Source organism: Lactobacillus sp. B4005 (genome assembly GCF_026536045.1).
Classification (GTDB): Bacteria; Bacillota; Bacilli; order Lactobacillales; family Lactobacillaceae; genus Lactobacillus; species Lactobacillus panisapium.
In genome coordinates this window covers 679361-704856 of sequence record NZ_JAFNOZ010000001.1, presented here as the reverse complement: position 1 = coordinate 704856, position 25496 = coordinate 679361, and the positions used below count along the sequence as shown (strand labels likewise).

Here is a 25496-nt window from a genome sequence, read left to right as displayed (position 1 = left end):
ATTGGGTTTATTTGATAAAATTAAAAAATCATTGTTTGGCGACAATGAAGAAGAGGAAAAGAATAAAAAATCTGAAGAGAAATCCCAAGACAAAGAGGCTCAAGATGACGATCAGGCAAATAGCGATTCTGAAAAGCTTTCTGAATCTGAGCAAGAAGAGGAAAATAGTCAGCTAAATGAAAGTGCTGCTGACAGTCAGTCCGACAATTCAGCAAAAAGTTCAGCTGCAAATAAGGCAGAAGAGGAAGATGGACAAAAGCTGGTTGCGGTTGAAACTGAAAACCAGTCTCAGAGAAGCGATACCGCTTCAAGTGACGTAACGGCAAAGTCTGAAGCAGATGAAGCTGAAGAAGAAGCTGATCAATCTGATAGCCAAACTGAGCTTTATGAAAAAGGGCTAGAAAAGACCAACCAAGGCTTTGGAGCACGTTTAAATAAATTTTTTGCTCAATTTAGAACAGTTGATGAAGATTTCTTTGACGATTTGGAAGAACTGTTAATAGAGTCAGATGTTGGTTACGAGACGGCTGAACAATTAACGACTGCACTAAGAGACGAAGCCAAATTGCAAAAAGCGAAGTCACGTGATGATTTGAAAAAAGTGATCGTTGAAAAATTAGTTGAACTTTACGATCAAAATGGGGATGCAGCTAATGAAAAATTGCGCTCTCACGATGACGGTAAAACAAATATTTATTTATTTGTCGGTGTAAATGGTGCTGGTAAAACAACAACGATCGGCAAATTGGCTAAACGATTCAAAGATGAAGGAAAATCTGTTTTGTTAGCGGCAGCTGATACCTTTAGGGCTGGAGCAGTTGAACAATTAGTCGAATGGGGCAAACGAGTTGATGTCCCAGTAGTCACTGGAAAAGAGCAGGCCGATCCAGCCTCTGTTGTATTTGATGCTACAACAAAAGCAATTGCGGAACATGCTGATTACTTGTTGGTTGATACAGCCGGCCGTCTTCAAAATAAAAAGAATCTGATGAGTGAACTCGAAAAAATTGAGCGAACAATCAAAAAGCAGGCGCCGGATGAACCAACCGAAACTTTATTAGTTTTAGATGGATCAACTGGACAAAATGCATTATTGCAGGCCAAGGACTTTGATAAAACGACAAAATTGACTGGCTTGGTGTTAACCAAGTTGGACGGCTCTTCAAAGGGTGGTGTTGTTTTAGCAATTAGAAATGAAATGAAATTACCTGTAAAATTGGTTGGCTTAGGCGAAAAAGCTAGCGACTTAGCCGATTTTGACGCGGCTGATTATGCAGTTGGTCTTTTCCATGATTTGGTTTAAGATAAAGAAAAAACAAAAGGAGTTTATTAATGAAAGAATATAGCGCATGTACAACTATTTTGGTTGGGAAAAAAGCATCCGTTGACGGTTCAACGATGATTGCTCGAAATGACGATACTTTTCGACCAATTACCCCGCAAAAATTTATTATTCACCCAGAGGCAAAAGGCGAAAAGGGGCGGAAGATAAAATCATGGCTTAATAAGTTTGAAATGGATCTTCCAGAAGATGCACAACGTGTGCCTGCAGTACCTAATGTTGATTACAAGCACCGGGGTTATTACGATGAAAGTGGGATTAACCAAGATAATGTTGCAATGTCTTGTACAGAATCAACCTATGGTAATGAACGTGCTTTGGCCTATGATCCCTTGGTGAAGGATGGTTTAGATGAAGATTGTATGCAGTCGGTTGTTTTACCATACATTCATTCGGCCAAAGATGGTGTCCAATTTTTAGGCAAATTAATTGCCAAATACGGATCACCTGCGGGCAACTCTGTTTTATTCGGTGACAAAGATGAAATTTGGTACATGGAAATTGTAACTGGTCATCATTGGGTTGCACAGCGTATCCCAGATGATGCATACGCTGTTGCGGCTAATCGGGTTTCAATTGAGCAGGTTGACTTCACTGATTCAGATAACTTCATGTGGAGTGACGGTATACGAGAATTTGTTGCTGATCACCACCTAAATGTTGACCATGAAGGTTGGAATTTCCGTCATATTTTTGGTACTTACAGTCAACAAGATCGTTATTACAACACTAATCGTGTATGGTATGGGCAAAAGTATTTTAATCCTGAAATTGAACAAGAACCAACTGATGGTGATTTGCCATTTATTCGCCGGGCTGCTAAGAAAATTACCCGTGAAGATATCGAATTTGTCTTAGGAAGCCATTATCAAAATACTCCGTTTGATCCTTTTGGCAAGGGAACAGAAGAAGAAAAGTACCGTTTCCGTCCAATTGGTTTAAATCGGACTCAAAATGCGCATATTTTACAAATTAGAAATGATGTTGCTGCTGATAAGGCAGCTATCATGTGGCTATGTATTGGTGGACCTACTTTTACGCCATTTGTACCATTCTTTGCAAATATGAGTGATACTGATCCTTCATATAACAATACATCAATGGACTACAACATGAATGATGCATGGTGGTATTACAAGTCTCTTGCTGCACTAGTTGAAAGCCATTATCCACAATTTGTTCAGTTGGATACTGATTATTTAAATGAGTTGAATCAATATTTCAGACGTCGTGTGCACGAAATAATTGATGGTGCTGGCGATAAGTCCGGTGCTGCCTTAACTGAATACTTAACAAAGGCGAACCAAGAAACAGTTGCTTATACTCGTAAGCGTTCAGAAAAATTATGGGCGCAAATGATGATTGATTCCATTAACATGTCAAAATTAACTTTTAACATGGATGCTAATTTATAATCTTTAGAAGAAACTTGTATGACACAGATTGTGAAATACAAGTTTTTACTTGGCAAATCGATCCGATTGGGTTACGGCTAACATTAATATATTTGTATGATCGGTATCAAAACCTCTTTTTATTGTCAAAAATGGTCTTGGTGCTACTGATCGTGATCGCTTGACTCCTGACGGTCGTGTTCATGATGATTACCGCATTGCCTATTTAAAAGAACATATCAGAGAAATGTTAATATCTTGGGCAAATGATAGAATTGAGCTAATTGGCTACTTAATTTTGGGGACAACAGATATGGTATCAGCGTCTACAACGCAAATGTCTAAACGATATGGTTTAATCTATGTTGATCTAAACGATGAAGGTAAAGAAACCAATCGCCGCTTTTTTAAAGATTCTTTTTATTGGTATCAGAAATTGCTGCATTTTGGTCAAAAGATTCCTAAAAGCTTCTTGCTGGAAGAATAGGTGAAAAATGTGTGGTAAGTAAAAAACCTCCCGCTAATATTTCGACCGTTTACTTGACACGGTACCGATCATTTAGTTAGCGAGAGGCTTTTTTATTTTCTATTATTAATGTTGGAATGTCTGATACCGTAAAAGCAATAAATTAGTATCCCGATGATTGACCAGAAGAGCATATACTTTTTGGCTTGTAGATCTAATCCCCAGAAAACTGCGAAAGAACCTAAAAAGGCTAGGAACGGTAGGATGGGATAAAGAGGCATCTTAAATGCAGGATCCACAATATCATGACCTTCTCTAGGCCGCAGACGATAAATTCCAATTGAAACAAACATGAAGGCAATCAGAGTACCTGCGGAAACCAGTTGTGTTAAAAATGAAAAAGGAATAAAGGCAGAAATGATAATAGCTACGATTGCAACTGTCCAGAGTGAATTGGCAGGACGATGATCACTATTTAATTTTCCTAATTTTTTAGGTAACATCCCATCTCGGCCAAAAGAATACACTAAGCGTGAGCTGGCCATGCATAAACCAATTAATGCCGTAAACATCCCTAAAACGGCGACAGATTGAACGATTACAGCAATTACGCCATGTCCAGTATGACGCAGAGCGTAGCCAACGGGCTCGGCTGAATTAAGGTATTGGTGATATGGTACCATTCCAACCAATACGAGGCTAACTGCAACAAATAAAACGACAGCAATTAATAATGAACCAATAATACCTCGTGGCATTGTTTTTTGCGGATTAACGGCTTCAGCTGAATTTGAAGCAATTGTGTCAAAGCCTAAAAAAGAAATATAAATCATTGATACACCAGCGTAGATACCTTGCCAACCTCCGAAAGGACCGTGGCTGGTTGTCCGGTAATGCGGCACAAAAGGTAGAAAATTAGCTTTTTTAATTGCAGTTAAACCAACCACAACAAACAAAATAATTGCCAAGACTTTAATTATCACTAAAAAGTTTTCTACTTTGGAGGCTTTTGAAACACCGAAGCTAACTAAAATAGCACACAAAAAAATAGCGATTAGGGCAACTAAATCTAAAACTCCGCCGTTAACTCCAAGAGGATTAACTAAAGCATTTGGCAGGCGCCAACCTAGGGGAGAAATTAAGGCACGAAAGTTAGCTGATAATCCAGAAGCAACAAAAGCCATACCGATTAGGTATTCCGCTAATAAAGCCCAACCTGAGAACCAACCCCAAAATTCGCCAAAAATAACATTGATCCAGGAATAAACTGAACCTGCAAATGGCATCGCTGCTGCCATTTCAGCGTAGGCAAAAGCAACAAGTCCAGCGACGATTGATGCAATCACACAGGAAATTGCTACAGCTGGGCCCGTATGTAAAGCTGCCACTTCACCAGGTAAAGTGAAAATCGACGTAGAGACAATGGTCCCAACACCAAGTGCTAAAAAATCCCGTACTTTTAATGTTCGAACTAAATGTCCGTCTTTTTCTTGATAAATACTAGGATTTTCTTTTCGATTCATTTTTTTCCATAAATTCACGTTAAAATCTCCTTATTATTTTTTCCGAAATCTGAGGACTTAAAATGATCCAAGTTCAGCTAATTGTTCAAGCAAAACTGCTAGTTGATAATCAAACTACTTTGGATCGCTTTAAAATTGATTTTAATATTACTTATCTATTATGATAGTTGTTTTTAAAAAAGTTAAGTCCTATCAAATAATTTTGTAATTATTCTACTATATTTCTATGTGAAATAAACATTCGTAATAATACAGGCATTAATATCAAAAAGCAAGTTTCGCAGTAGGAGATTTTCAGACAATATTAGCTTTCTCGATCGTCAATTACCCGTATTTTTGCTATACTGGTTCAAGGTGAAAGTAATGGATGAACTCGTAAAAAATGAAATATTAGGTGATTTATATGCCTATTACGGAAAATTGCTAACCAAAAATCAGCAAGACTATTTCGAAGATTACTATTATAATGATCTATCCTTGGGAGAAATCGCTCTTAATCATCAGGTATCAAGACAGGCAGTTTATGATAACCTTCGGCGCTGCCGCAAGCTTTTGACGAATTATGAAGAAAAATTGCATATGCAAAGAGATTATAATGACATTGAACAAAAACTAACTAAAATTTCTGTAACGATTAAAGAAAATCAACAAGCATGTGCGCTTAGTCAAATAGAACAATTATTAAGTAAAATGAGGGGAGAATGATTCATGGCTTTTGAAAATTTAAGTGAACGAATTCAAAAAGCGTTACGCAACCTAACTGGCAAAGGTAAAATTTCCGAAGAAGATATCAATACTGCTAGCCGAGAAATTAGATTGGCATTGTTAGAGGCCGATGTTAATTTTAAAGTTGTCAAAGACTTCATTAAAAAGATTAAAAAAGAGGCTCTGGGCAAAGAAGTTCAGGAAAGCCTGAATCCTGGTCAGCAAGTAATTAAGATCGTCAACGATGAACTGACCAAGATGATGGGTGAGAGTGCAGCCACTCTTAACAAGTCCAAGCATATTCCGACGATCATTATGATGGTTGGTCTTCAGGGTACTGGTAAGACGACTACGGTGGGTAAATTAGCTAAGCGGTTAATTGACAAGGATAAAGCTCGTCCATTGTTAATTGCCGGTGATATTTATCGTCCCGCCGCAATTGATCAACTTGAACAAATTGGTGAGCAGTTAAATGTTCCTGTTTATAGTGAACACGATGAAAAAAATGTTGCCAAAATAGTTGAAAATGGCTTAAAGCAGGCTGATGACAATAAAAATGATTATGTAATTATCGATACTGCTGGTCGACTAGAAATCGATGAACCATTAATGGAAGAGCTTGAGCAAGTTAAAAAGGTTGCTCAACCAGACAACATTTTGCTTGTCGTCGATGCCATGACAGGTCAAGCCGCTACGGATGTGGCTAAAGGTTTTGATAGTCGACTAGATATTACTGGGGTAATTTTAACTAAACTTGATGGTGATACCCGTGGTGGTGCAGCTTTATCAATTCGAGCTGTCACTGGTAAGCCAATTATTTATACTGGTCAAGGTGAAAAGTTAAGTGATCTGGAACAATTCCACCCTGACCGGATGGCTTCAAGAATTTTAGGCATGGGAGACATGCTGACCTTAATTGAAAAGGCGCAGCAAGATTACGATGCCAAAAAGGCTGAAGAAGTTGCAGAGAAAATGAAGGAGAATACCTTCGATTTTAATGACTTCGTAGACCAGCTTGAACAAGTTGAAAAGATGGGGCCGCTTGATCAGTTAATTAAAATGATTCCAGGCATGGCCAATAACCCACAATTGAAGAACATGAATTTTGATAAGAAACAGATTGTTTACGTCAAAGCAATCATTTCTTCAATGACAGAAGCAGAACGGGAAAATCCCGAATTGCTTAACCCAAGTCGGCGCCGGCGAATTGCTGCAGGTTCTGGACGACCAATCGTTGAAGTTAACCGAATGATTAAGCAATTCAAACAAGCCCGTGATATGATGAGCAAGATTACAAAGGGTAATCTAAAGGGCATGGGCAATCTTCCTGGAATGGATTCACCAATGGGCAAGATTGCAATGCGCCGCATGGGTAAAAAGTTTAAGAAGAACAAGAAGAAGAGAATGAAAGTCAAGCGTTATCATTCTTAAAAAAATATCTGTTAAGGAAAAACACTTTACACCTATTTTGAAAAGTGCTATATTATTATTCGTAAGTTTTTAGGAGGAATTTAATATGTCAGTTAAAATTCGTATGCGCCGCATGGGTGCCAAGAGAAAGCCTTTCTACAGAATAGTCGTAGCAGACTCAAGAATGCCTCGTGATGGTCGTTTTATCGAAGAAGTTGGTTACTACAACCCAGTTTCAGAACCAAAAGAATTGAAGCTTGATGAAGATAAAATCTTTGAATGGTTAAAGAAGGGTGCACAACCTTCAGACACTGTTCGGTCACTTCTTTCTGGTGCCGGCTTAATGAAGAAGCTGCATGAATCAAAATTTAACAAATAATTGATTTGTTTACTTTAAAAGTTTGAAGCAGTTTGCTTCAAACTTTTTTCTTTGTTGAATTTAGGAGAAGAAATGCAATATTACGATGTCGCATGCATACTGAGCACACATGGTCTAAATGGAGAAGTCAAGGTAACAGTAATTACTGATTTTCCTGAAGAACGTTTTTCACCGGGTAGTGAGCTTTCTTTAAAAGACAATCCCAATTTTGTCCTAACCGTTAAAAGCAGTCGACCATTTAAACAATTCTGGCTATTGCAGTTTGAAGAAATCAGTACGATTGATGATGCTGAAAAATTAAAGGGAGAAACAATCGTAATTAGTCAGGAAAACCAACACGAATTACCTGCTGGCGCCTACTATTACCGCGATATTTTGGGTTGCCAAGTCTTGGATAACGAAACCAAACAAGACCTAGGCAAAATTACGGGTATTGAAACCCCCGGTGCAAACGATGTCTGGGAAATAACCGAAGACTCGGGCAATGAATATTTAATTCCATATATTGATGAGGTCGTTAAGCAAGTCGATATTGCCAATAAAAAAGTTTATGTTGAGTTATTGGAGGGCTTACGCGATGAAGATTAATGTTTTAACTCTTTTTCCTGATATGTTTACCCCATTAACAACTTCAATGTTAGGACGTGGACTGGAAGATGGAAAATGGGATCTTAACTTAGTAAATTTTCGAGATTTCACAAGTGATGTCCATCATCACGTTGATGACACGCCATACGGTGGTGGTGCAGGTATGGTTTTACAAATTATGCCAATTAAAAAGGCATTGGATTCTCTAGCAAATAAGGGCAAAGTCATTATAACAGCTCCACAGGGTAAAACTTTTAACCAAAAGATGGCACAAAATTGGTCCCAAGAAGAAAATTTGACCTTTATTTGTGGTCACTATGAAGGTTTTGATCAGCGGATTTATGACTTAGCAGACGAGACTGTTTCGATTGGGGACTATGTTTTAACTGGTGGTGAGTTGCCAACAATGAGCATGATCGATGCTACTGTTCGTTTACTTCCAGGAATTTTAGGGAATGCTGCCTCACCAATCGAAGAAAGTTTTGCACATGGTCTGCTTGAATATCCGCAATATACCAGGCCAGAAGATTTTGAGGGGATGAAAGTTCCTGCAGTATTAACTTCTGGCAATCACCAAAAAATTGCTGAATGGCGAAAGAAAGAATCTTTGCGTGCTACTGTATTATATCGCCCGGATTTATTAGCAGATTACCACTTAAGTGATGAAGAAAAGAAATTGCTTGCAGAAATTAAGCATGAAGATGATGAAGCTTGATTTAATAACTTTATTTTGCTAAGATGATTGAGGTGCAAATTTTTTGCATTAATAGTTATGGGTGTTCCGCTGGCGCATAGAACGTTGATGAATGCCGCAGAAGGAGAAAAAATTATGGATCCATTAATTCAAGAATTGACTAAAGAACAATTACGTGATGATATTCCTGACTTCCGTGCTGGTGACACAGTTCGTGTTCACGTACGTGTTGTTGAAGGTAGTCATGAACGTATTCAGATGTTTGAGGGTGTCGTAATCAAGCGTAAGGGTGCAGGCATTGCTGCTACATACACTGTTCGTAAGATTGCTTCTGGTGTTGGTGTTGAACGTACCTTCCCAGTTAACGATCCTCGTGTAGCTAAAGTTGAAGTATTACGTCACGGTCGTGTTCGTCGTGCTAAGCTTTACTACTTACGTGAACGTCACGGTAAATCTGCAAGAATTGCGGAAAAACGTCGTTAATTCACTGTTAAAAAAGAACCATCTCGCATTTAAGAGATGGTTCTTTTTTTGTGCTTTTTATGATAGCATTTTAATCAATATCTTAATTTGGAGGTAATTTGATGAGCAAACCATTTTTATTAGATTTTGATTCAACTCCGCGTGCGGTTTTAGAACCAGATCATGAAAGAAATGAAACGCATTATCACTTTCATGCAAAATTGCTCTTTGCCTTTTTAACGCAAGAAGCAATTGATGACTTCTTAGCTCAGCATCCTCACCGAGTTTTGGGTCACTTCGATTGCTTTGGTAAAATGACCTTAATTTATGAGGTGGAGATGCCCAAAGAAAAAATCACTTTGTGTCAGGCAATGCTTGGCGCTCCTGCTGCGGTTCAAATACTAGACTGGCTCATTAGCTATGGTGTCAAGCAGATTTTGGCAATCGGTTCAGCAGGGACACTTGTTGATCTGCCAGAAAACTATTTTTTGGTTCCGACCAAAGCCATTCGTGATGAAGGAACATCTTTTCACTACATGGAACCAGGCAACTTCGTTGATTTGCGTTCAGCCTTTTTAACTAAAACTGAAAACTTGATGGTGCAAAATGGTTTTAAAGTCAAAGAGGTAACGACTTGGACTACTGATGGTTTTTTCAGGGAAACTGCTAGAAAGGTCAAGCAATTTAAGAAACTTGGTGCTGCATGCGTTGAAATGGAATGTGCCGCTATGGCTGCTTGTGCACAATTTCGGCAAGCTGATTTTGCGCAAATTCTGTTTACTGCCGATTCACTTAATGATATTGAGAATCATCAAGAACGTGGCTGGGGTATAGATGCGCATGGTAAAGGACTGGAACTAGCAACAAGCATACTCGATCAACTGTAGTTTTGACTTTGTGAAAAGTTATACTGTGAAACCAAAGTGAAACATCTGAATAATTCACAAAGTAAAATAAAAATGCTATAATATCGGAATTTAATACTAAAAAATGCCGAAAACTTTGTGAAGTTAAAAAGCATAGCTGATGTGGAAAGTCATCAGATTCTTTTTATGAAAGCGATTATACTTGACTTAACGTTAAAAATGGTAACAAATATATTGAAGCGGAATTAAATAGCAAACAGAAGATCTCTTTTGTAAACTAAATAATGCCATTTTTTTAAAAACACCAGTTTAACCAACTTAAAGCAATGGTTATGGTCAGTCTGATAAACCAGTGAAGCCAATTGATTCTTCCGTTTAGGCAATAGCCATTAATTAACGCAATGAGTAAAAGTGCAAATAAACAAATTGGTGCATATTTATGGTAACCAGTTAAGCAGCTCAATATTAATAAAACGCTTGAGATAACGTTTAAGCCAATTAACCAAACAGGAATTTTGGGGATGCTAGCTACGGCCGCAATTATCATTATTGTTCCGTAAATAATAGTCAATAAATTAGTTGAAATTTTCAATTTTCTTTCCTCCTAACGCTATTTAACTATAGGGGGTTTACCCAACGTCAAGGAGGATATACATGTATTTAAAAGAATTTATCACTAAAATGAATACTACTAAGGATACAGTCAGGTTTTATCTTGAATTAAGCTTATTAACGCCAATACGAAAGGGAAAAAATTATTGGTTTACTGATAATGAAGTAGAATCATTTCTGGAAATAAAAAACTTACAAGAATTGGGCTTTTCACTAAAAGAAATTTGCGCAATCAAAGAATTGCATGACCAGTCATGTGGCACAAAAAAGCAGCATGAGCAAAATCTTCGGCTAATCGAAGAAAAAATAGCGGAAAATGATGCTGCAATCAGAGAACTGCGTCACAGAAAAAAAGCTTTAGTGGCATTGAAAAAAGCACTAAAAAAACTGCTCATTAAGTAAATGAACAGTTATTAATTAAACAATCTAACAGACTAAAAACTTTTTAAGCTAATTAATATTATTGCGGTAAAGACCAACAACTTTACCTAAGATATGAACACTATTAAGAATAATCGGTGCCATGTTATCATTTTCAGGTTGAAGGCGATAATGATCTTTTTCCTTATAAAAACGTTTAACAGTTGCTTCGTTTTCATCTGTCATGGCAACAACAATTTCACCGTTTGTTGCTGAGCTTTGTTTACGAACAATAACATTGTCCCCGTTTAAAATACCAGCATTAATCATACTTTCTCCATGAACATGTAGCATGAACAAGTCACCAGCATCATTTTCTAAATCTGGTGGAAGAGGAAAGTAATCTTCGATATCTTCAACTGCTAAAATTGGCTGACCGGCAGTAACAACACCGACAACAGGAATTTCAGTTGGCTTAACGCCAATAGCTTTCTTACCTTTTTCTGTTATTTCCAATGCTCGTGGCTTGGTGGCATCCTTAAGAATAAGGCCTTTGCGTTCCAACCGTGACAAATGACCGTGAACAGTCGAAGTCGAAGAAAGTTGAACTCCTTGGCAGATTTCTCGCACGGTTGGTGGAAATCCGCGCTTTTCAACTGTGTCATAGATATAACGTAAAATTTGTAATTGTTTTGAACTTTGTTTGTTAGTCATTCTTGGCTCCCATGATAGTCTATTTCCTGATAAGCATATTCTAACAGAAATTAAGACATAATACAAACAAGCGTTCTAAAAATTTAAACTTTTTTTATTAGTAGAAATAGGGTAGACTTTTTTTATTGAGAAGTGCGAAAGAGGTGCAAAAAATGACGGAAGACAATGAAAAAAAGATGATTAATCGAATAAACGAACTATATCATAAGAAAGAAAAAGAGGGATTATCTGATGAAGAAGAAAAGGAACGTAAAAAACTTCATCAAGAATTTATCAAAAACTTTCGCGCCGGTTTTAAGCAAGACGTTGAAAACTTGGTCATAATTGATAAAAATGGCAAGGAAATTACTTCCGAAAAAGCGAAGAAAGCTCAGCGCAAGAAAGGTTTGCGAAAAGACTAATTTACGTCTTTAAATTTGCTTAAATTTTCGGTAAGATATATCTATTGGACAAATTGAGGTGATTTTCTATGAAATTAGGATTAGTAATTGTTTTAATTATTATTGCATTATTAATTGGCCTTGTTGGCGGTTTTTATGGTGCAAGAGCATACATGAAGAAATACTTTAAAGATAATCCACCAATCAGTGAGGATATGATCGTTGCCATGATGTCACAAATGGGGCAAAAGCCTTCCGCTAAGAAGGTTAACCAGGTGATGAACATGATGAAGCATCAAAAATAGTCAATCTTACTGAATTGAAAATAAAGACGGAGGATTATTTCTCCGCCTTTTTATTTGGAAAGAAAGGTGAAAAATGGGTATATTTTTTAAGCTTGGATGGTTTTTTAAAAAGGAGAAAAAACGGTACCTAATTGGTGTGACCTTCTTGGCTTTAACGTCTGTAATTAATTTGGTTCCACCGCGAATATTAGGACTAATGGCTGATCAGCTCGATAAAGGACATATTTCTTGGCAAGAATATGGTTTATTAATTTTGACAATCATTTTCGCGGCACTACTATTATATGGCTTTCGCTACTTGTGGCGCAGGCAAATATTGGGTGGAGCGGCAGAACTAGAACTGCAGTTGCACTCGAAATTATTTTGGCATTTTATGGAAATGGATCGCACTTTTTATCAACGCCACCGAACAGGTGATTTAATGGCGCACGCTACCAATGATGTTTCAGCTATTCAAGAAGTTGCTGGTGAAGGTATTTTGACTTTGGTCGATTCTTTATTAATGAGTGTTTCAACTATGATCGCAATGATTATCTTTGTTGACTGGCGGTTGACGATAGTTGCTTTAATTCCCTTACCATTTTTAGCTTGGGGAGCCTGGAAATTGGGGGATCAGTTATATAATGCCTTTGACGAATCACAAGCTGCTTTTTCTCGCCTCAATAATAAAACACAAGAATCTGTTTCAGGAATTAAGGTCCTAAAAACTTTTGGTCAGGGTAAAGAAGATACGCAAGCATTCAATGATATGATTGATAATACGATCAAAATCAATAAACGTGTTTTTAAGTGGGATTCGTTGTTTGATCCACTAGGTACTTTACTAATCGGTTTAACTTACACAATTACAATTATCTATGGTGGGTTATTGGTTAGTAACCGGGCTCTTACAATTGGCCAATTAGTTTCTTTCATTGCCTATATTGGGAACATGGTTTGGCCAATGTTTGCAATTGGCTATTTATTTAATATTCTAGAACGTGGTAGTGCCAGTTACGACCGTGTTGAAAAGTTACTGGATGAAAAGCCTGCAATTACTGATCAAAATGCTGATCAAAGCATTCATGCCCAAGATATTGATGGCGACTTAAAATATGAAGTAAAATCCTTTGCTTATCCAGATGAACCACAAATTCCGGTTTTGCACAATATTGATTTTACTTTGAAAACAGGTCAGACTCTTGGCTTGGTCGGTAAAGTTGGTGCTGGTAAAACGACCATCTTTCAACTTTTGCTACGCGAATTTGATCAATATGATGGCAAAATCACTTTAAACGGTCATGATATTCGGGAAATTCCTCTGAATGTTCTATTAAGACAAATTTCATACGTGCCGCAAAACAATTACCTCTTTTCTACTAGTATTCAAAAAAATATTGCTTTTTCTGATGCAAATTCCGATGAAAGTGCGGTCATTTCTGCTGCGAAAAAGAGTGATTTGCACAATGATATTCTACAAATGCCTGGCGGATATAATACGCTAATTGGCGAAAATGGCGTTTCCTTATCTGGTGGTCAAAAACAAAGAATGTCTATTGCTAGGGCGCTTTTAAAGCAAAGTAAAATTTTGGTTTTGGACGATGCGCTATCAGCGGTCGATGCCAGAACAGAAATGGCTATTTTGAAATCACTTCGGCAGGAGAGAAAAGGGAAAACAACTTTAATTGCCACTCACCGATTAACTTCCGTAATGGGAGCAGATTTGATTTTGGTATTAAAAGACGGACGAATTGTTGAACGAGGCACACATGATCAATTATTAGCAGAAAATGGCTGGTATGCTGATATGTGGCAACGGCAAGAATTAGAAGAAAAGGTAGGTGAATAGCTTGGAAGAACAGAATAATTATGAATCAGTTTGGTCAAAAGAAATACCTGTCAAGGAACAAATTGGCATCTTCAAGCGACTACTTCGTTTTGTGATGCACTTTAAAAATGAAATGATTATTGCTGGTGTGGGTGCATTTCTTGTCAGCGTCATCAATATGCTGTTACCTTACGGTTTGCAGTATTTCTTGGATAATTATTTAGTCAAAGCCAACGTTACGATGCAAGTGATTTTGTTTGCCGGTTTTTTATATGCTTTTGGCTCAGTGATTAAGGGTATTCTACAATTTACCTACGAGTACTTTTTTGCTCTTGGATCCGAAAAGTCGTTGGAAGACCTACGGTCGGCTTTGTACCAAAAACTCCATCAGTTGGGAATGCGTTATTTTGACCAAACGCCAGCAGGCTCAATTGTGTCAAGAGTAACAAACGATACGATGACTTTGAGCAATTTTTTAACGGTCCTATCTAGTGTCGTTATCTCTTTCTTTTCGATTATTTCAGCGCTAGTAGCAATGTTTACAACTAATTTTTTAGCTGGACTAATCGTATTGGCTTTCTTGCCATTTTTATTACTTATTATTTGGCAATATTCTAAAAGAAGTTCCAAACTCTATCGTAGTTACCGTGAGCGGTTAAGCCGGATAAACACTAATTTAAATGAATCAATTGAAGGTGTTTCTCTGATTCAGCAATTCAAGCAAGAAAAACGAATGACTGGCCATTTTGAAAGTGAAAACACGGCACTAATGAAAACCCGTTTTAACATGATCAATCTTAATTCGCTTTTACTTTCGCCGTTAATTAGTTTGCTTTATTCTCTGGCACTTGCTTTAACTTTAATGTACTTTGGCTTTCCACTACGCCAGACTTTTGTGCCTGCAGGTGTTGTGTACGCTTTTTCACAATATATCTCACAGTTTTTTAATCCGATTGCAAACATGATGGACCAGATGACCTTTTTCCAAGACGGAATAGTTGCTGGTAAGAGAATTTTTCGAATTTTAGATAATACTGATTATGAACCTAAGCAGCAAGAACAACCGGGATTAACAATCACACAAGGGAAAATTGAATTTAAGCACGTAAGCTTTTCCTACGATGGAAAAAACGAAATTTTACACGATATTTCCTTTACCGTTAATCCAGGAGAAACTCTTGGAATCGTAGGTCATACAGGTTCCGGTAAAAGTTCAATCATTAATGTTATGATGCGCTTTTATGAATTCTACCGGGGTGAAGTTTTAATTGACGGCGTAGATATCAAGAAGTATCCGAAAAAAGAATTACGGCAAAAATTAGGTCTAGTTTTACAAGAACCGTTTATGTTTTATGGTGATATTAATTCTAATGTTAGGCTGTATAACCAAAACATTACTGATGACGAAATTAAGGCTGCCGCAAAAACTGTCCAGGCTGACAGTTTTATTGAAAAATTGCCTGGCAAATATCACGCTAAAGTTGGCGAGAATGGCAGCGAATTTAGTCAAGGACAACGCCAATTGATTTCTTTTGCACGAACTTTAGTAACTGATCCTAAAATCTTGGTTTTAGATGAAGCTACTGCAAATGTTGATACCGAGACAGAAACCTTGATTCAACAGGGATTGAAGAGCTTACGAAAAGGAAGAACGACTTTAGCGATTGCTCACCGTTTATCAACTATCGTCGATGCTGACCAGATTATTGTTCTAAATGATGGTAAGATTATTGAACGTGGTAACCACGAGGAACTGCTTTCCCAAAAGGGTTATTATTATAACTTATATACCCTTCAAAATAACCAAAATTAACTTTATGCACGAGTTCACAAAGAGCTCGTGTTTTTGTTTTCAATATAGTATTGACAGCGTTTACATAAAAGAGTAGATTATTTATGTCAGATATTAATTAAGTTTATGATTTAGGAATGGGAAGAAAAATATCATGGAATATCATAAAATAGACCAAACTGATCGGACAAACTTAAGTAAATTTATTTCCGATCCAGAACGTTTTATTAATCAACCTACAAAGCACTGGGATCACGATCAATTTCGAACAGTAACCGCTCTGCCGGACCTGGTTATTCAACCGGTTAATAATGAAGAAGTTATCCAAGTAGTTAAGTATGCGAATGAAAAGCATATTCCTTTGGTACCACGGGGTAATTCAACTGGCTTGATGGGAGCCAATTTATCTGTTGACGGCGGTATATCTCTTGATATGGTTAAAATGAATAAAATCTTGGAATATGATCCAGATGGCTTAACAATGACTGTACAAGCAGGAATAAGATTAAAGGATATCGAAGAATATTTGGCTGATAAGCCATTTACTTATATGCCAGCACCTGCAATGCATTGGGCAACAATTGGTGGTAATGTTTCAACTAATGCTGGTGGGTTAAAGGCAATTAAATACGGCGTAACCAGAGAGCATATTCGTGAGTTAAAAGTGGTTTTAACGAATGGCAAATTATATAAGTTTGGTTCTAAAGCGGTAAAATCATCTTCCGGCTACTCTTTAAAAGATTTAATTATTGGAGCAGAAGGAACGCTTGGTGTGGTAACGGAAGTAACATTGAGACTATATCCTAAACCACATAAGACAATCAATGCCATCATTCCTTTCCCAACTTTAAATGATGCTATAAAATCAGTACCAGCAATCTTAGCTTCAGGAGTTGTACCAACAACTGTTGAATTTATGGGCAGAAAAGTAATTAAGTTATGGGAAAAATATGCTAATGATGAATTTCCAATCAAGAATGGTGATGGTTTTATCATTATGGGCCTAGACTCATTCACTGAAGGAGAATGGCGTGCAGAATTGGATCAAGCACTAGAAACTGTTAAAAAGTTTAAAGCTGAAGAAGCAATTGTTTTAAGTGCAGACTCTGAAGAAGCTAAAAAGATTTGGAAGTGTCGGGAAGAGCTATTGTTGGCAATTCAGAAATCAACGCCAAAAATGGATGAAATTGATGTTTGCGTACCAATTAATCATATTCCTGATGTGCTGGACCGAATTGAAGAGTTAGAAAAAGAGCTAAAGATCAGAATTCCTAGTTTCGGTCATGCTGGCGACGGCAATTTGCATATCTATCTCTGCTCCGATGAAATGACACCAGAAGAATATGCTAAAACAAGTGATAGAGTCATTTCTGAACTTTATAAAACTGCAAAGTCATTAGATGGTAATATGTCTGGTGAACACGGAATTGGCTATGCACGAGCAAATTATTACGAGAAATTTTATGGCCATGACTACACAGAGCTATTGCGCCAGGTCAAAAAATTATTTGATCCAAATGACATTGTTAATCCAGAAAAAATCTTCAAAATGTAAATTTTGGCAAAAAAGTCTGGGAAGAAACTAGCTTTTCAAGCAATAAAGAAGCAGACAAAAGACCTTTTTTATGTTAACCCTAAAATTAGGACACTTTATTAGCTGCAAACTGAGGACTAACTTTCGATATTCAATCGGAGTTAGTCCTTTTAGTTTGATTATCCTTTTATTTCCATTATTAAAAACATTATAATTTAAATTTAATAAAAAAGATGTATAATACAATTATTAAATCTAATTGCCATAGAGATTTCTTTTAAAATTGTTGATTTTTATATTATTTATTTTTTAATTTTAAAGGAGAACAATTATGAAATTAAATAAAGCTTTAGTTACCAGCTTAACTGCACTTGCACTAGGTCCATTGGCAGCAACTTTAGGAATGGAATTGTTATTACACAAATAGTGCATGTAAATAATATGGAAACTAATTCAACAAGTGATGCAGAGAAAACAACATACTTTACCAATAAAGAGCTTTTTCTACCATGGGAAAATATGGTTATGGTGTTGTGAAAAAAGCATATAAAGCTGCCTTAGTGCAGAATATGATGCGTGCTGGTGGCACCTATATAAACAGTGCGCTTACTAAGGTGATTGTTGCTGATGGAGTATGATGGCTCTTAACAGAAGCAGGTCTTGGAGCAGCAGTTGTTGAGAATGCTAAAAATGTCATACCATTTGTAACTAGTAGTGCAGGTAGTAAAGCTATGGAAAGAGGAATTTGGGTAAGATGTAGTAATAAGGGTAATTTAGTTAGCTAGGGATACCAATAAAAAATTTGTTTAATTATAGTAGGTAGGAAGATGAATAAAATGAAAAAAATATCAAGAACAGATTTTAAAACGCAAAACAAACCGAAAGGATTAAAGTTTTTAAATTTTTTGATTGGTTGTTTTGAAGTAATAATAATTGGGTCTATTGCTAAATTGTATTGGCCTTTCTGGACTAATATTAACAAATTCCTCGTGTTTATTATTTTTCTAGTCGGTTTTATTGTCATCTCTCCTATCTTATTAAAGTTAACTAAGTATTTCTATTATAAATTCAGCAAATAACCCCTTATGTTTAATTTAGGCTAAAACCTAATAAATGTAAAAAATATGAAGTCTGGAAAAACCGACTCTTTTAAAAAAGAAGCAGACAAAACACTTTTGTGAAGTGCCCCCAAAATGAGGGGCTATTTTTATGTCTAAATTATCTAAACAAGATAAAATTTGAGTCTATCATCTTTGGCATGACTACCAAATTAGTACTACTGAATTAAGTCAGCGTTATCGGGTTGGCAGGTCTAATATTGATTACTTGTTGGCTTTGATTAACGGTCACGATCTATCTGTTTTAGACCAACCTTTCACTACTTATACAAATAGTTTTAAGAAGCAGCTCTCAAGCGTAGCTCAAAAACCATGGCATTAGCCAATCAATTTCACACAAGGGTAATTTCCTTGCTAAAATAATGGATTAATGGAAAGCTTCTTTGAAATACTTAAATGAGAAATGTTTTATGGTTTTTAAAAGTAATTTAAAAATCTCAATGAACTAGAAGACGCATTCAGAGTCTACGTAGAATATTACATTCAAAAAAGAAGCAAAATCAAACTAAAAGGACTAATTCCGATTGAATATCGAAACTTAGTCCTTAGTTAGCAGCTAATAATGTGTTTTAATTTTATGGTTCACAGCAAAAAGTATTTTGTCTGCTTTTTACTCCTTTCTGCCCACCAAAGTTGACTATTAAGACTGCTCCTTTGCCAATATTTTTTCTAATTCATGGTCATTAGCATTAATCCTAGATCATTTTCAACTTTTGCCTGCTTGCTGTCGCTAAAGTTATTAATCGTGTTATAGGACATGGTCTGCTGGTCAGCCAAATATATCATGGGTAGATTTTCAGTTAGCACTGGACAGTCATCTTGCGACCGGAAAAAGCATTACAGCTATAGATAAAAAGCAAGATTTTAAGCATATGAGCCAGATAACCAGTAGCCGAAGGATCACCTTCAAGACCGGCTAGGGGAGTGGAATTGACAAACTAACTAATTGCATAAACTGATTGATTTTTCGAGATAATAAAGTCTAGATTAAGTACTAAAACGGGTTAACCTGTAATATAATCTAGGTACATTATTTTTGATCTCCGTTCTGTTTGAAGATTGGTAATCAAAGAATAGTAAGACCAAGAGAAAATGTATACAGAAAAAACGTTGAACCAGTGAGTTCAACGTTTTTTTAATGATCTAAAAAAATAGATTTTCCAACCTCTTTTTTATTGCAGTATAACTTATTGACCTAACATATAGTCGCGTGTCACTGGCAAATTTTTACCAGAAGCACCTTTTGTTAACAAATACTGGACAACGTCAATGTTGCCTGATTCAAAGGAGGCAGCACAGGCCTGTAAGTACAAGTCCCACATTCGGGTGAAGCGTTCACCCATTTTCTTTTCAATAACATCTCGTTGCTTATTAAAATTATTGTCCCAAATTTCCAAAGTTCTTTGATAATGGCGTCTTAGCATTTCCATATCATCAATTTGCAAGCCACTTGCAACGATGTGATGAACGTTTTCTTCTAAACCAGGGATATAACCACCTGGGAAAATGTAACGGTCAATCCATGCGTTACTTGCTCCACCTTGCTGACGAGTTATGCCGTGAATTAACGCAACGCCATCCTTTTTAAGGTATTTGGCAACATCAGCGAAATATTGACCCAAGTTTTCTTTGCCAACATGCTCAAACATCCCCACAGATGTAATATAATCCCACTGCTCATTACCAAGTTCCCGGTAATCTTCAAGCTTAACTTCAGCCACATCTTGCAGGTTTTCGTCATAAATCTTCTTTTGGACGAGCTTGTACTGTTCTTCACTTAGAGTGACACCGGTAACTTTTAAGCCATATTCTTTAGCTGCGGTGAGCATTAAAGTTCCCCAACCGCAACCGATATCTAGTAAAGTTTTACCTTTTTCAGGATTCAGTTTGTCAAGAATATGTTTAATTTTGTCAATTTGTGCTTTTTCTAAGTCATCCTCATTGCCCTTTTTAAAATAGGCACATGAGTATGTCATGGTTGGATCTAACCAAAGACGGTAAAAATCGTTTCCGATATCGTAATGACTTTGAACGTCTTTTTCACTTTGTTCTTCAGTGTGTTTTTGGTGAGGCATAAATTTACGAAACTTGCTGGAACGCATAAAACTATCAGCACTTTCATAAGCACCAAAAATCAGCTTCTGCAAACTACCATTTATTTCGATTTTTTTGTCCATATATGCCTCTCCTAAAGCTAGGGAAGCATTGCGCGTTATATCACTAATTGGAATTTTTTCATTAAAAATAATTTCAATATTGGGAGTGCCATTGCCGTATATTTCACTTTTGCCATCCCAATAAGTTACCTTAATTGGAAAGGGAAATGATTTGCTTAGCATCTTCTTATAAAACGACTTTTCTAACAATTTCAGAATTCCTCCATTCAATTACTGTTGTAATTTATTTTAACACTACAAAAAAAGACAGAAACCTTTCGGATTCGATCTTTTATTCTGCATGATAATGAAAAGCTGGATTTTGTTCCTGATCAATTTTTTTCCAAGCATCTTTTAACTGATTATCTAGAAGTTGTTCATTTTCGTGAGTTAACCTTATTTTTGGATCTACCCGAAAGGGTTGCCCAAAACAAACTTCTAATGGCTTTCTCTTTAATAATCCAGTAAAAGTTAATGGTCCCTGATAAACAACTGGAACGATTGGTTTACCAGATAATTTAGCAATGGCAATTGTCCCACTTTTAAGTTCAGCGGAATGACGAGTGCCGGATGGGAAAATAATCAGTGAGTAATTGCCTTTTCTTAATCCCTTTATTGGGGTTTTTAGAGCGGAAGGGCCTGGATTTTTACGATCAACTGGAAATGCATGTGCGTGCTTTAAAATAAACCGCAAAATTGGATTTTTGAATAATTCAATTTTAGTCATAAACATAAATTCCTTAGGGCTAGCAGCTAATGCAAATAAAATCGGTTCCCACCAAGTACGGTGAGGTGCAGCCAAGATATAATTTCCCTCGGGAATACGATCTTGATGATTAACATGTAAATGCCCGTTTAACACCCACACAATGAAGCGGGCGATGGGCCGTATAATGTGATAAAACATATTTTCCTCCAATGATGTAAAATATTATAGCAAAGCTTTGCGAAGGGATAAAATATTTATGGTAAATTTGAGCAAAAATGAACGAATCGACTATATGTATAGCGATGATTTAAAAATTATTCAAGATAAAGATGCCTTTAGTTTTTCACTTGATACCTTATTATTGGCGGCTATGGCCAAAGACGCGATTAAAGATAGCTCTAAAGTTGCAGACTTATGTTCTGGCAATTGTGCTGCTAGCATTTATATGGCTTATTTTAACCGAGCAAAGTATGATGCAGTTGAAATTCAACCAGAAGCTGCTTCACAGGCTATGCGTTCTGTCGAATTAAATCAAATGGAAAATCGGATCCATGTTTTTCAAAAAAATGTTAAGGATGCCGCTCAATTTTTGCGAAAAGATTCTTATGATGTGGTTGTTATCAATCCGCCTTATTTTAAGGTTGCCAAAGATCACAAGGTTAATCCTGATCCTAAAAAGGCAATTGCCCGCCATGAAATAATGATTACTTTGGAAGAAATTATTGCAGTTGCTAGTGGCTTATTAAAAATGAAGGGGAAAATGTACATGGTTCATCGACCTGAACGGTTAAATGAAATTGCCTATTTTTGTTTAAAACATGACCTAAGTATTAAATTCATTCAGCCTTATGTTTCTCATCGCGGCGAAGATACAAACTTGATTATAATTGAAGCTGTCAGGCACACTGCTAGTGATGGCTTAGTTTTAAAAGATGCTATTGAAGTCCACGATCACGACGGCTCATTTTTACCAGCGATTCAAAAAATCATCCGCGAAACACCAGAAGAAAAAGCCAAGCACGATCAACAAGCAAAATATTACTTTTATGTTTTATTGTGCAGCGATGGAAGTTTTTATGGTGGCTTTACTAACAATTTAACTAAAAGGCTTGAGGCCCATAATTCGGGGAAGGGTGCAAAATATACTAAAAATAGGCGACCAGTCAAAATGATCTATCATGAAGAATTTAGTGATAAACGCTTAGCTTTAAAAAGAGAATATTGGTTTAAACACCATACACGCCAATGGAAAGAAAATTTTTTACATGAGCATACTGTTAATTTTTAGACTTGATTCTTGGCCTTAAATTTAGTATTATTTTATTTGTGTGTTGTGTAAATACACAGTTAGAAAACATCAAGAGCGATCAACGTTTTGGTGCCAAACATTGGTGAAGCGTTGAAATGACCGCTTGAGAGGACTAAAACCATAGGAGGAATTTATTATGTCAGTAGTTTCAATGAAACAATTACTTGAAGCTGGTGTCCACTTCGGTCACCAAACTAGAAGATGGGACCCTAAGATGGCTCCATATATCTTCACTCAAAGAAACGGTATCTACATTATTGATTTGCAAAAAACTATCAAGATGTTGGATGACGCTTATGCTTTTGTTAGAGCCGTTGCTCAAGACGGTGGAGTTATCTTGTTTGTTGGTACAAAGAAGCAAGCACAAGATTCAATCGCTGAAGAAGCAACTCGTGCAGGTCAATACTACGTTAACCAACGTTGGTTAGGTGGTACTTTGACTAACTGGAAGACTATCCAGAGTAGAGTTCAAAGATTAAAAGATTTAAAGAAGATGTCAGAAGATGGTACCTTTGATGTATTACCAAAGAAGGAAGCTTCACTTTTGACTAAAGAAATGGACAAACTTGAAAGATTCTTAGGTGGTATCGAAGATATGCCTAGAATTCCTGATGTTATGTTCGTAGTTGACCCTAAGAAGGAAAAGATTGCTGTTCACGAAGCTAACATTTTAGGTATCCCTGTTGTTGCTATGGTTGACACTAATACTGATCCAGATCCAGTTGATGTTGTTATTCCTTCAAACGATGATGCAATCCGTGCCATTCGCTTAATTTCAGGTGCAATGGCTGATGCAGTTATCGAAGGAAAACAAGGCCAAGATGACAGCGATGCAAACGTTGAAGCTGAAATGGCTAAAGACGCTGCAGCTGATGACGCAGAACAAGCAGCCGAAACTGAAGATAGTTCAGAAGAAGATTAATTTAATAATTAGCTTTTATTTGGAAGGATACATCAATGGCAAATATTACTGCTAAACAAGTTAAAGAGTTACGTGATCGTACTGGTGCCGGAATGATGGACTCCAAGAAGGCTTTGGTTGAAGCTAACGGAGACATTGAAAAGGCAATTGATATCTTAAGAGAAAATGGTGTTGCTAAAGCTGCTAAGAAGAGTGGTAGAATTGCTGCTGAAGGTTTAGCAGAATACGCTTTTGAAGGTAACACTGCTGCTCTTGTTGAAATTAACTCAGAAACTGATTTCGTTTCGTCAAATGATAAGTTCATTAAGTTGGTTGATGATGTAACTAAGGCTATTCTTGCTGCAAAGCCAGCTAACGTTGAAGAAGCTTTAAAGGCACCAATGGGTGATTCAACTATTGGTGAAGAAATCACTAACTTAACTGCTGTTATTGGTGAAAAAATCACTTTAAGAAGATTTGAATTAATTAATAAGAACGATGATGAAGTTTTTGGTGCTTACAAGCATAACGGCGGTGCAATTGTTGCTGTTGTTACTTTAAAGGGGGATAGCGAAGAAGCAGCAAAGAACATTGCAATGCATGTTGCTGCAATTAACCCAGAATACCTTGATAAGGATTCTGTTCCAAAGGCTGACTTTGATCGCCAAAAGGCTGTTTTCACTAAGGAAACTGAGAATGAAGGCAAACCTGCCAACATTATTCCTAAGATTGTTGAAGGTCGTGTCAACAAGTACTTAAGTGAAATTTGTTTAGTTGACCAACCTTACGTTAAAGATGGCGACATGACAGTAGCTGAATATGCTAAGTCAGAAGGCTGTGAAGTTGTTGCCTACACTCGTTATGAAGTTGGCGAAGGTATTGAAAAGAAGCAAGAAGACTTTGCTGCTGAAGTTCAAGAACAAATGAAATAATTAAAATCATAATATAAGCAAAGAAGAATCTTATCAGTGATGATAAGATTCTTTTTTATTAGAAAAATAGGTAAAACAAAACTTACCAAAATAGATTAATAAAATATCGAAACTATATCTTTTTAGTTCGAAGTCTGGACTAAAAATAGTTAAGAAATTCTGTTATCATTCCTATCTGATTTATGAAAGCGCTTGCCTAATAAGCTTATTTATGATAGCATATACAATTGCACTGTCAATTAAATGGTAACAAACCATTTCGGTCATGAAAGGAGATTATCATGAAAATAACCGATGAGCAATTTACTAAGAGAAAAGAATATGTTAAGGGAATGTTCTCATTAGGTGGCTTAAGTGAATGCGGTAAATCAGCAGCTGGACTTTATTTTGATAGTATTGGCATAAAACGAATGAAAATCATTGCAATTGAAAAAGAGATGATGCTTGAACGAAACTATCAATTTAGCGGACATCCAACGGAAAATGATTTCAAAAAGTTATATGCAAACAACCCTGAACAGATTTTTCGTGAATTCTTGTATCGTCTAATTGGTAAAATGCAGGAGGCAGGAACTCATTACGCTTCGATTGAAAGTTTGTATCGCTCAGAACTTGGGGCATACCTGAAAAAGGAACTGGGGGCAAAGATGCTCAATATTTATATTGAGGCTCCTCTTGAAGTTAGGGCGAAACGCGAATTTAAGAAACAAACTATCGATAATGGGGAAAACTATACCTTTGATGAAATAGTTGAACGAACCAAGAAAAAAGACCAGTTTAAAATAAAACATGGGGCATTGAGGGTTAAAGAAATTGCAGATATTATCGTTAATAATGACAAATTTGTTGAAAATGAGCAGCAGTATGAAAACATCATGGCCGGATTAGCTTCTATTGTCAAAAAATAATAAAGTTACTGTTCTGATGAATCTTGAAGTAAAATTCCCACACTTTTGAATAACTCTTTTTTTAAAATAGTCAGAATAAAAACAGTATTCCTTAATTCATAAAGAGGAATGCTGTTTTTATATGTATTCA

The 25496-nt window shown here is 36.5% G+C and carries 25 protein-coding genes and 2 pseudogenes; 22 read left to right on the top strand and 5 right to left on the bottom strand.

From position 1 onward, the window contains the following. Position 1: 1 nt before the first annotated feature. The 3 genes and pseudogenes from ftsY to J3U73_RS03340 form a co-directional block, all read left to right on the top strand. A complete protein-coding gene (gene ftsY, locus J3U73_RS03350) occupies positions 2-1303 on the top strand; it encodes a signal recognition particle-docking protein FtsY (protein WP_267409546.1) in 1302 nt (433 codons plus the stop codon). 29 nt (positions 1304-1332) lie between these two features. Further along, positions 1333-2757, top strand: a complete 1425-nt coding sequence (locus J3U73_RS03345) for a C69 family dipeptidase (RefSeq protein WP_267409545.1) — start codon at positions 1333-1335, stop codon at positions 2755-2757. 50 nt (positions 2758-2807) lie between these two features. Continuing rightward, positions 2808-3223, top strand: a pseudogene (locus J3U73_RS03340) (family 1 glycosylhydrolase); the annotation flags it as partial. Between the two features lie 92 nt (positions 3224-3315). On the opposite strand, the gene J3U73_RS03335 reads toward J3U73_RS03340, so the two are convergent. Beyond that, complete coding sequence (locus tag J3U73_RS03335; protein WP_267393199.1) at positions 3316-4743, bottom strand: APC family permease; 1428 nt, start codon at positions 4741-4743, stop codon at positions 3316-3318. 345 nt (positions 4744-5088) lie between these two features. Between J3U73_RS03335 and ylxM the strand changes: the two genes are divergently transcribed. The 7 genes from ylxM to J3U73_RS03300 all read left to right on the top strand — a co-directional run bounded on the left by ylxM (position 5089) and on the right by J3U73_RS03300 (position 9850). Next, positions 5089-5430, top strand: coding sequence for a YlxM family DNA-binding protein (gene ylxM / locus J3U73_RS03330; RefSeq protein WP_220234639.1), 342 nt, complete (start codon positions 5089-5091; stop codon positions 5428-5430). Positions 5431-5433: 3 nt separating this feature from the next. Continuing rightward, a complete protein-coding gene (gene ffh / locus J3U73_RS03325) occupies positions 5434-6861 on the top strand; it encodes a signal recognition particle protein (protein ID WP_220219807.1) in 1428 nt (475 codons plus the stop codon). Between the two features lie 85 nt (positions 6862-6946). Beyond that, complete coding sequence (gene rpsP / locus J3U73_RS03320; RefSeq protein ID WP_103751780.1) at positions 6947-7219, top strand: 30S ribosomal protein S16; 273 nt, start codon at positions 6947-6949, stop codon at positions 7217-7219. Positions 7220-7291: 72 nt separating this feature from the next. Further along, entirely contained in the window at positions 7292-7807 is a 516-nt protein-coding gene (rimM, locus tag J3U73_RS03315; RefSeq protein WP_267393197.1) for a ribosome maturation factor RimM, read from the top strand. After that, positions 7797-8522: a tRNA (guanosine(37)-N1)-methyltransferase TrmD gene (trmD, locus tag J3U73_RS03310; RefSeq protein ID WP_267409544.1), complete on the top strand. Its 726-nt coding sequence runs from the start codon at positions 7797-7799 to the stop codon at positions 8520-8522. The genes rimM and trmD overlap by 11 nt, the downstream gene beginning before the upstream one ends. Before the next feature lie 114 nt (positions 8523-8636). Next, a complete protein-coding gene (gene rplS / locus J3U73_RS03305) occupies positions 8637-8984 on the top strand; it encodes a 50S ribosomal protein L19 (protein ID WP_103751777.1) in 348 nt (115 codons plus the stop codon). 98 nt (positions 8985-9082) lie between these two features. Continuing rightward, the gene (locus J3U73_RS03300) at positions 9083-9850 is read left to right on the top strand and encodes a nucleoside phosphorylase (protein ID WP_220268109.1); all 768 of its coding nucleotides are present in this window, start codon (positions 9083-9085) and stop codon (positions 9848-9850) included. Positions 9851-10124: 274 nt separating this feature from the next. On the opposite strand, the gene J3U73_RS03295 is transcribed toward J3U73_RS03300, so the two are convergent. Next, positions 10125-10421: a hypothetical protein gene (locus J3U73_RS03295; RefSeq protein WP_267393192.1), complete on the bottom strand. Its 297-nt coding sequence runs from the start codon at positions 10419-10421 to the stop codon at positions 10125-10127. 62 nt (positions 10422-10483) lie between these two features. Here J3U73_RS03295 and J3U73_RS03290 point away from each other — a divergent pair, with 62 nt between their 5' ends. Further along, positions 10484-10843 carry a MerR family transcriptional regulator gene (locus tag J3U73_RS03290; protein WP_267393190.1) on the top strand — a complete coding sequence of 120 codons (360 nt, stop codon included), beginning with the start codon at positions 10484-10486 and terminating at the stop codon, positions 10841-10843. 48 nt (positions 10844-10891) lie between these two features. On the opposite strand, the gene lexA is transcribed toward J3U73_RS03290, so the two are convergent. After that, positions 10892-11515 (bottom strand): transcriptional repressor LexA, encoded by a 624-nt coding sequence (gene lexA / locus J3U73_RS03285; protein ID WP_267393188.1) that lies wholly within the window; start codon positions 11513-11515, stop codon positions 10892-10894. 152 nt (positions 11516-11667) lie between these two features. Between lexA and J3U73_RS03280 the strand changes: the two genes are divergently transcribed. The 7 genes and pseudogenes from J3U73_RS03280 to J3U73_RS10905 form a co-directional block, all read left to right on the top strand. After that, a complete protein-coding gene (locus tag J3U73_RS03280) occupies positions 11668-11916 on the top strand; it encodes a DUF896 domain-containing protein (protein ID WP_220268105.1) in 249 nt (82 codons plus the stop codon). A gap of 68 nt (positions 11917-11984) precedes the next feature. Then, a complete protein-coding gene (locus tag J3U73_RS03275) occupies positions 11985-12200 on the top strand; it encodes a YneF family protein (protein WP_220268104.1) in 216 nt (71 codons plus the stop codon). Between the two features lie 73 nt (positions 12201-12273). Next, entirely contained in the window at positions 12274-14028 is a 1755-nt protein-coding gene (locus J3U73_RS03270) for an ABC transporter ATP-binding protein (protein WP_267409543.1), read from the top strand. After that, positions 14021-15820 (top strand): ABC transporter ATP-binding protein, encoded by a 1800-nt coding sequence (locus J3U73_RS03265; RefSeq protein ID WP_267393183.1) that lies wholly within the window; start codon positions 14021-14023, stop codon positions 15818-15820. Before J3U73_RS03270 ends, J3U73_RS03265 begins: the two co-directional genes overlap by 8 nt. A gap of 133 nt (positions 15821-15953) precedes the next feature. Then, positions 15954-17354 carry an FAD-binding oxidoreductase gene (locus J3U73_RS03260; RefSeq protein ID WP_267393181.1) on the top strand — a complete coding sequence of 467 codons (1401 nt, stop codon included), beginning with the start codon at positions 15954-15956 and terminating at the stop codon, positions 17352-17354. 488 nt (positions 17355-17842) lie between these two features. Next, positions 17843-17971, top strand: coding sequence for a hypothetical protein (locus J3U73_RS03255; protein WP_258562373.1), 129 nt, complete (start codon positions 17843-17845; stop codon positions 17969-17971). 919 nt (positions 17972-18890) lie between these two features. Next, positions 18891-19004, top strand: a pseudogene (locus J3U73_RS10905) (IS3 family transposase); the annotation flags it as partial. Positions 19005-19638: 634 nt separating this feature from the next. Here the strand turns inward: J3U73_RS10905 and J3U73_RS03245 are convergent. Both J3U73_RS03245 and J3U73_RS03240 read right to left on the bottom strand, forming a co-directional pair. Then, positions 19639-20817 carry an SAM-dependent methyltransferase gene (locus J3U73_RS03245; protein ID WP_220268100.1) on the bottom strand — a complete coding sequence of 393 codons (1179 nt, stop codon included), beginning with the start codon at positions 20815-20817 and terminating at the stop codon, positions 19639-19641. Between the two features lie 82 nt (positions 20818-20899). Then, the gene (locus J3U73_RS03240; RefSeq protein WP_220268099.1) at positions 20900-21514 is read right to left on the bottom strand and encodes a lysophospholipid acyltransferase family protein; all 615 of its coding nucleotides are present in this window, start codon (positions 21512-21514) and stop codon (positions 20900-20902) included. A 58-nt stretch (positions 21515-21572) separates the two neighbouring features. On the opposite strand from J3U73_RS03240, the gene J3U73_RS03235 reads away from it, so the two are divergent. The 4 genes from J3U73_RS03235 (at position 21573) to J3U73_RS03220 (ending at position 25366) form a co-directional block, all read left to right on the top strand. Next, positions 21573-22604, top strand: coding sequence for a GIY-YIG nuclease family protein (locus tag J3U73_RS03235; protein ID WP_267409541.1), 1032 nt, complete (start codon positions 21573-21575; stop codon positions 22602-22604). 157 nt (positions 22605-22761) lie between these two features. Then, the gene (gene rpsB, locus J3U73_RS03230; protein WP_220268097.1) at positions 22762-23547 is read left to right on the top strand and encodes a 30S ribosomal protein S2; all 786 of its coding nucleotides are present in this window, start codon (positions 22762-22764) and stop codon (positions 23545-23547) included. 35 nt (positions 23548-23582) lie between these two features. Next, a complete protein-coding gene (gene tsf, locus J3U73_RS03225) occupies positions 23583-24458 on the top strand; it encodes a translation elongation factor Ts (RefSeq protein ID WP_267393156.1) in 876 nt (291 codons plus the stop codon). A 281-nt stretch (positions 24459-24739) separates the two neighbouring features. Next, positions 24740-25366 (top strand): hypothetical protein, encoded by a 627-nt coding sequence (locus J3U73_RS03220; RefSeq protein WP_267409540.1) that lies wholly within the window; start codon positions 24740-24742, stop codon positions 25364-25366. Positions 25367-25496 lie beyond the last annotated feature (130 nt).

Excerpts from the sequence above, each read along its gene's own strand:
- J3U73_RS03345 (WP_267409545.1), top strand. The coding sequence starts at position 1,333 with ATGAAAGAATATAGCGCATGTACAACTATTTTGGTTGGGAAAAAAGCA.
- ylxM (WP_220234639.1), top strand. The coding sequence starts at position 5,089 with ATGGATGAACTCGTAAAAAATGAAATATTAGGTGATTTATATGCCTAT.
- ffh (WP_220219807.1), top strand. The coding sequence starts at position 5,434 with ATGGCTTTTGAAAATTTAAGTGAACGAATTCAAAAAGCGTTACGCAAC.
- rpsP (WP_103751780.1), top strand. The coding sequence starts at position 6,947 with ATGTCAGTTAAAATTCGTATGCGCCGCATGGGTGCCAAGAGAAAGCCT.
- rimM (WP_267393197.1), top strand. The coding sequence starts at position 7,292 with ATGCAATATTACGATGTCGCATGCATACTGAGCACACATGGTCTAAAT.
- trmD (WP_267409544.1), top strand. The coding sequence starts at position 7,797 with ATGAAGATTAATGTTTTAACTCTTTTTCCTGATATGTTTACCCCATTA.
- rplS (WP_103751777.1), top strand. The coding sequence starts at position 8,637 with ATGGATCCATTAATTCAAGAATTGACTAAAGAACAATTACGTGATGAT.
- J3U73_RS03290 (WP_267393190.1), top strand. The coding sequence starts at position 10,484 with ATGTATTTAAAAGAATTTATCACTAAAATGAATACTACTAAGGATACA.
- lexA (WP_267393188.1), bottom strand. The coding sequence starts at position 11,515 with ATGACTAACAAACAAAGTTCAAAACAATTACAAATTTTACGTTATATC.
- J3U73_RS03280 (WP_220268105.1), top strand. The coding sequence starts at position 11,668 with ATGACGGAAGACAATGAAAAAAAGATGATTAATCGAATAAACGAACTA.
- J3U73_RS03275 (WP_220268104.1), top strand. The coding sequence starts at position 11,985 with ATGAAATTAGGATTAGTAATTGTTTTAATTATTATTGCATTATTAATT.
- J3U73_RS03270 (WP_267409543.1), top strand. The coding sequence starts at position 12,274 with ATGGGTATATTTTTTAAGCTTGGATGGTTTTTTAAAAAGGAGAAAAAA.
- J3U73_RS03260 (WP_267393181.1), top strand. The coding sequence starts at position 15,954 with ATGGAATATCATAAAATAGACCAAACTGATCGGACAAACTTAAGTAAA.
- J3U73_RS03255 (WP_258562373.1), top strand. The coding sequence starts at position 17,843 with ATGGGAAAATATGGTTATGGTGTTGTGAAAAAAGCATATAAAGCTGCC.
- J3U73_RS03240 (WP_220268099.1), bottom strand. The coding sequence starts at position 21,514 with ATGTTTTATCACATTATACGGCCCATCGCCCGCTTCATTGTGTGGGTG.
- J3U73_RS03235 (WP_267409541.1), top strand. The coding sequence starts at position 21,573 with ATGGTAAATTTGAGCAAAAATGAACGAATCGACTATATGTATAGCGAT.
- rpsB (WP_220268097.1), top strand. The coding sequence starts at position 22,762 with ATGTCAGTAGTTTCAATGAAACAATTACTTGAAGCTGGTGTCCACTTC.
- tsf (WP_267393156.1), top strand. The coding sequence starts at position 23,583 with ATGGCAAATATTACTGCTAAACAAGTTAAAGAGTTACGTGATCGTACT.
- J3U73_RS03220 (WP_267409540.1), top strand. The coding sequence starts at position 24,740 with ATGAAAATAACCGATGAGCAATTTACTAAGAGAAAAGAATATGTTAAG.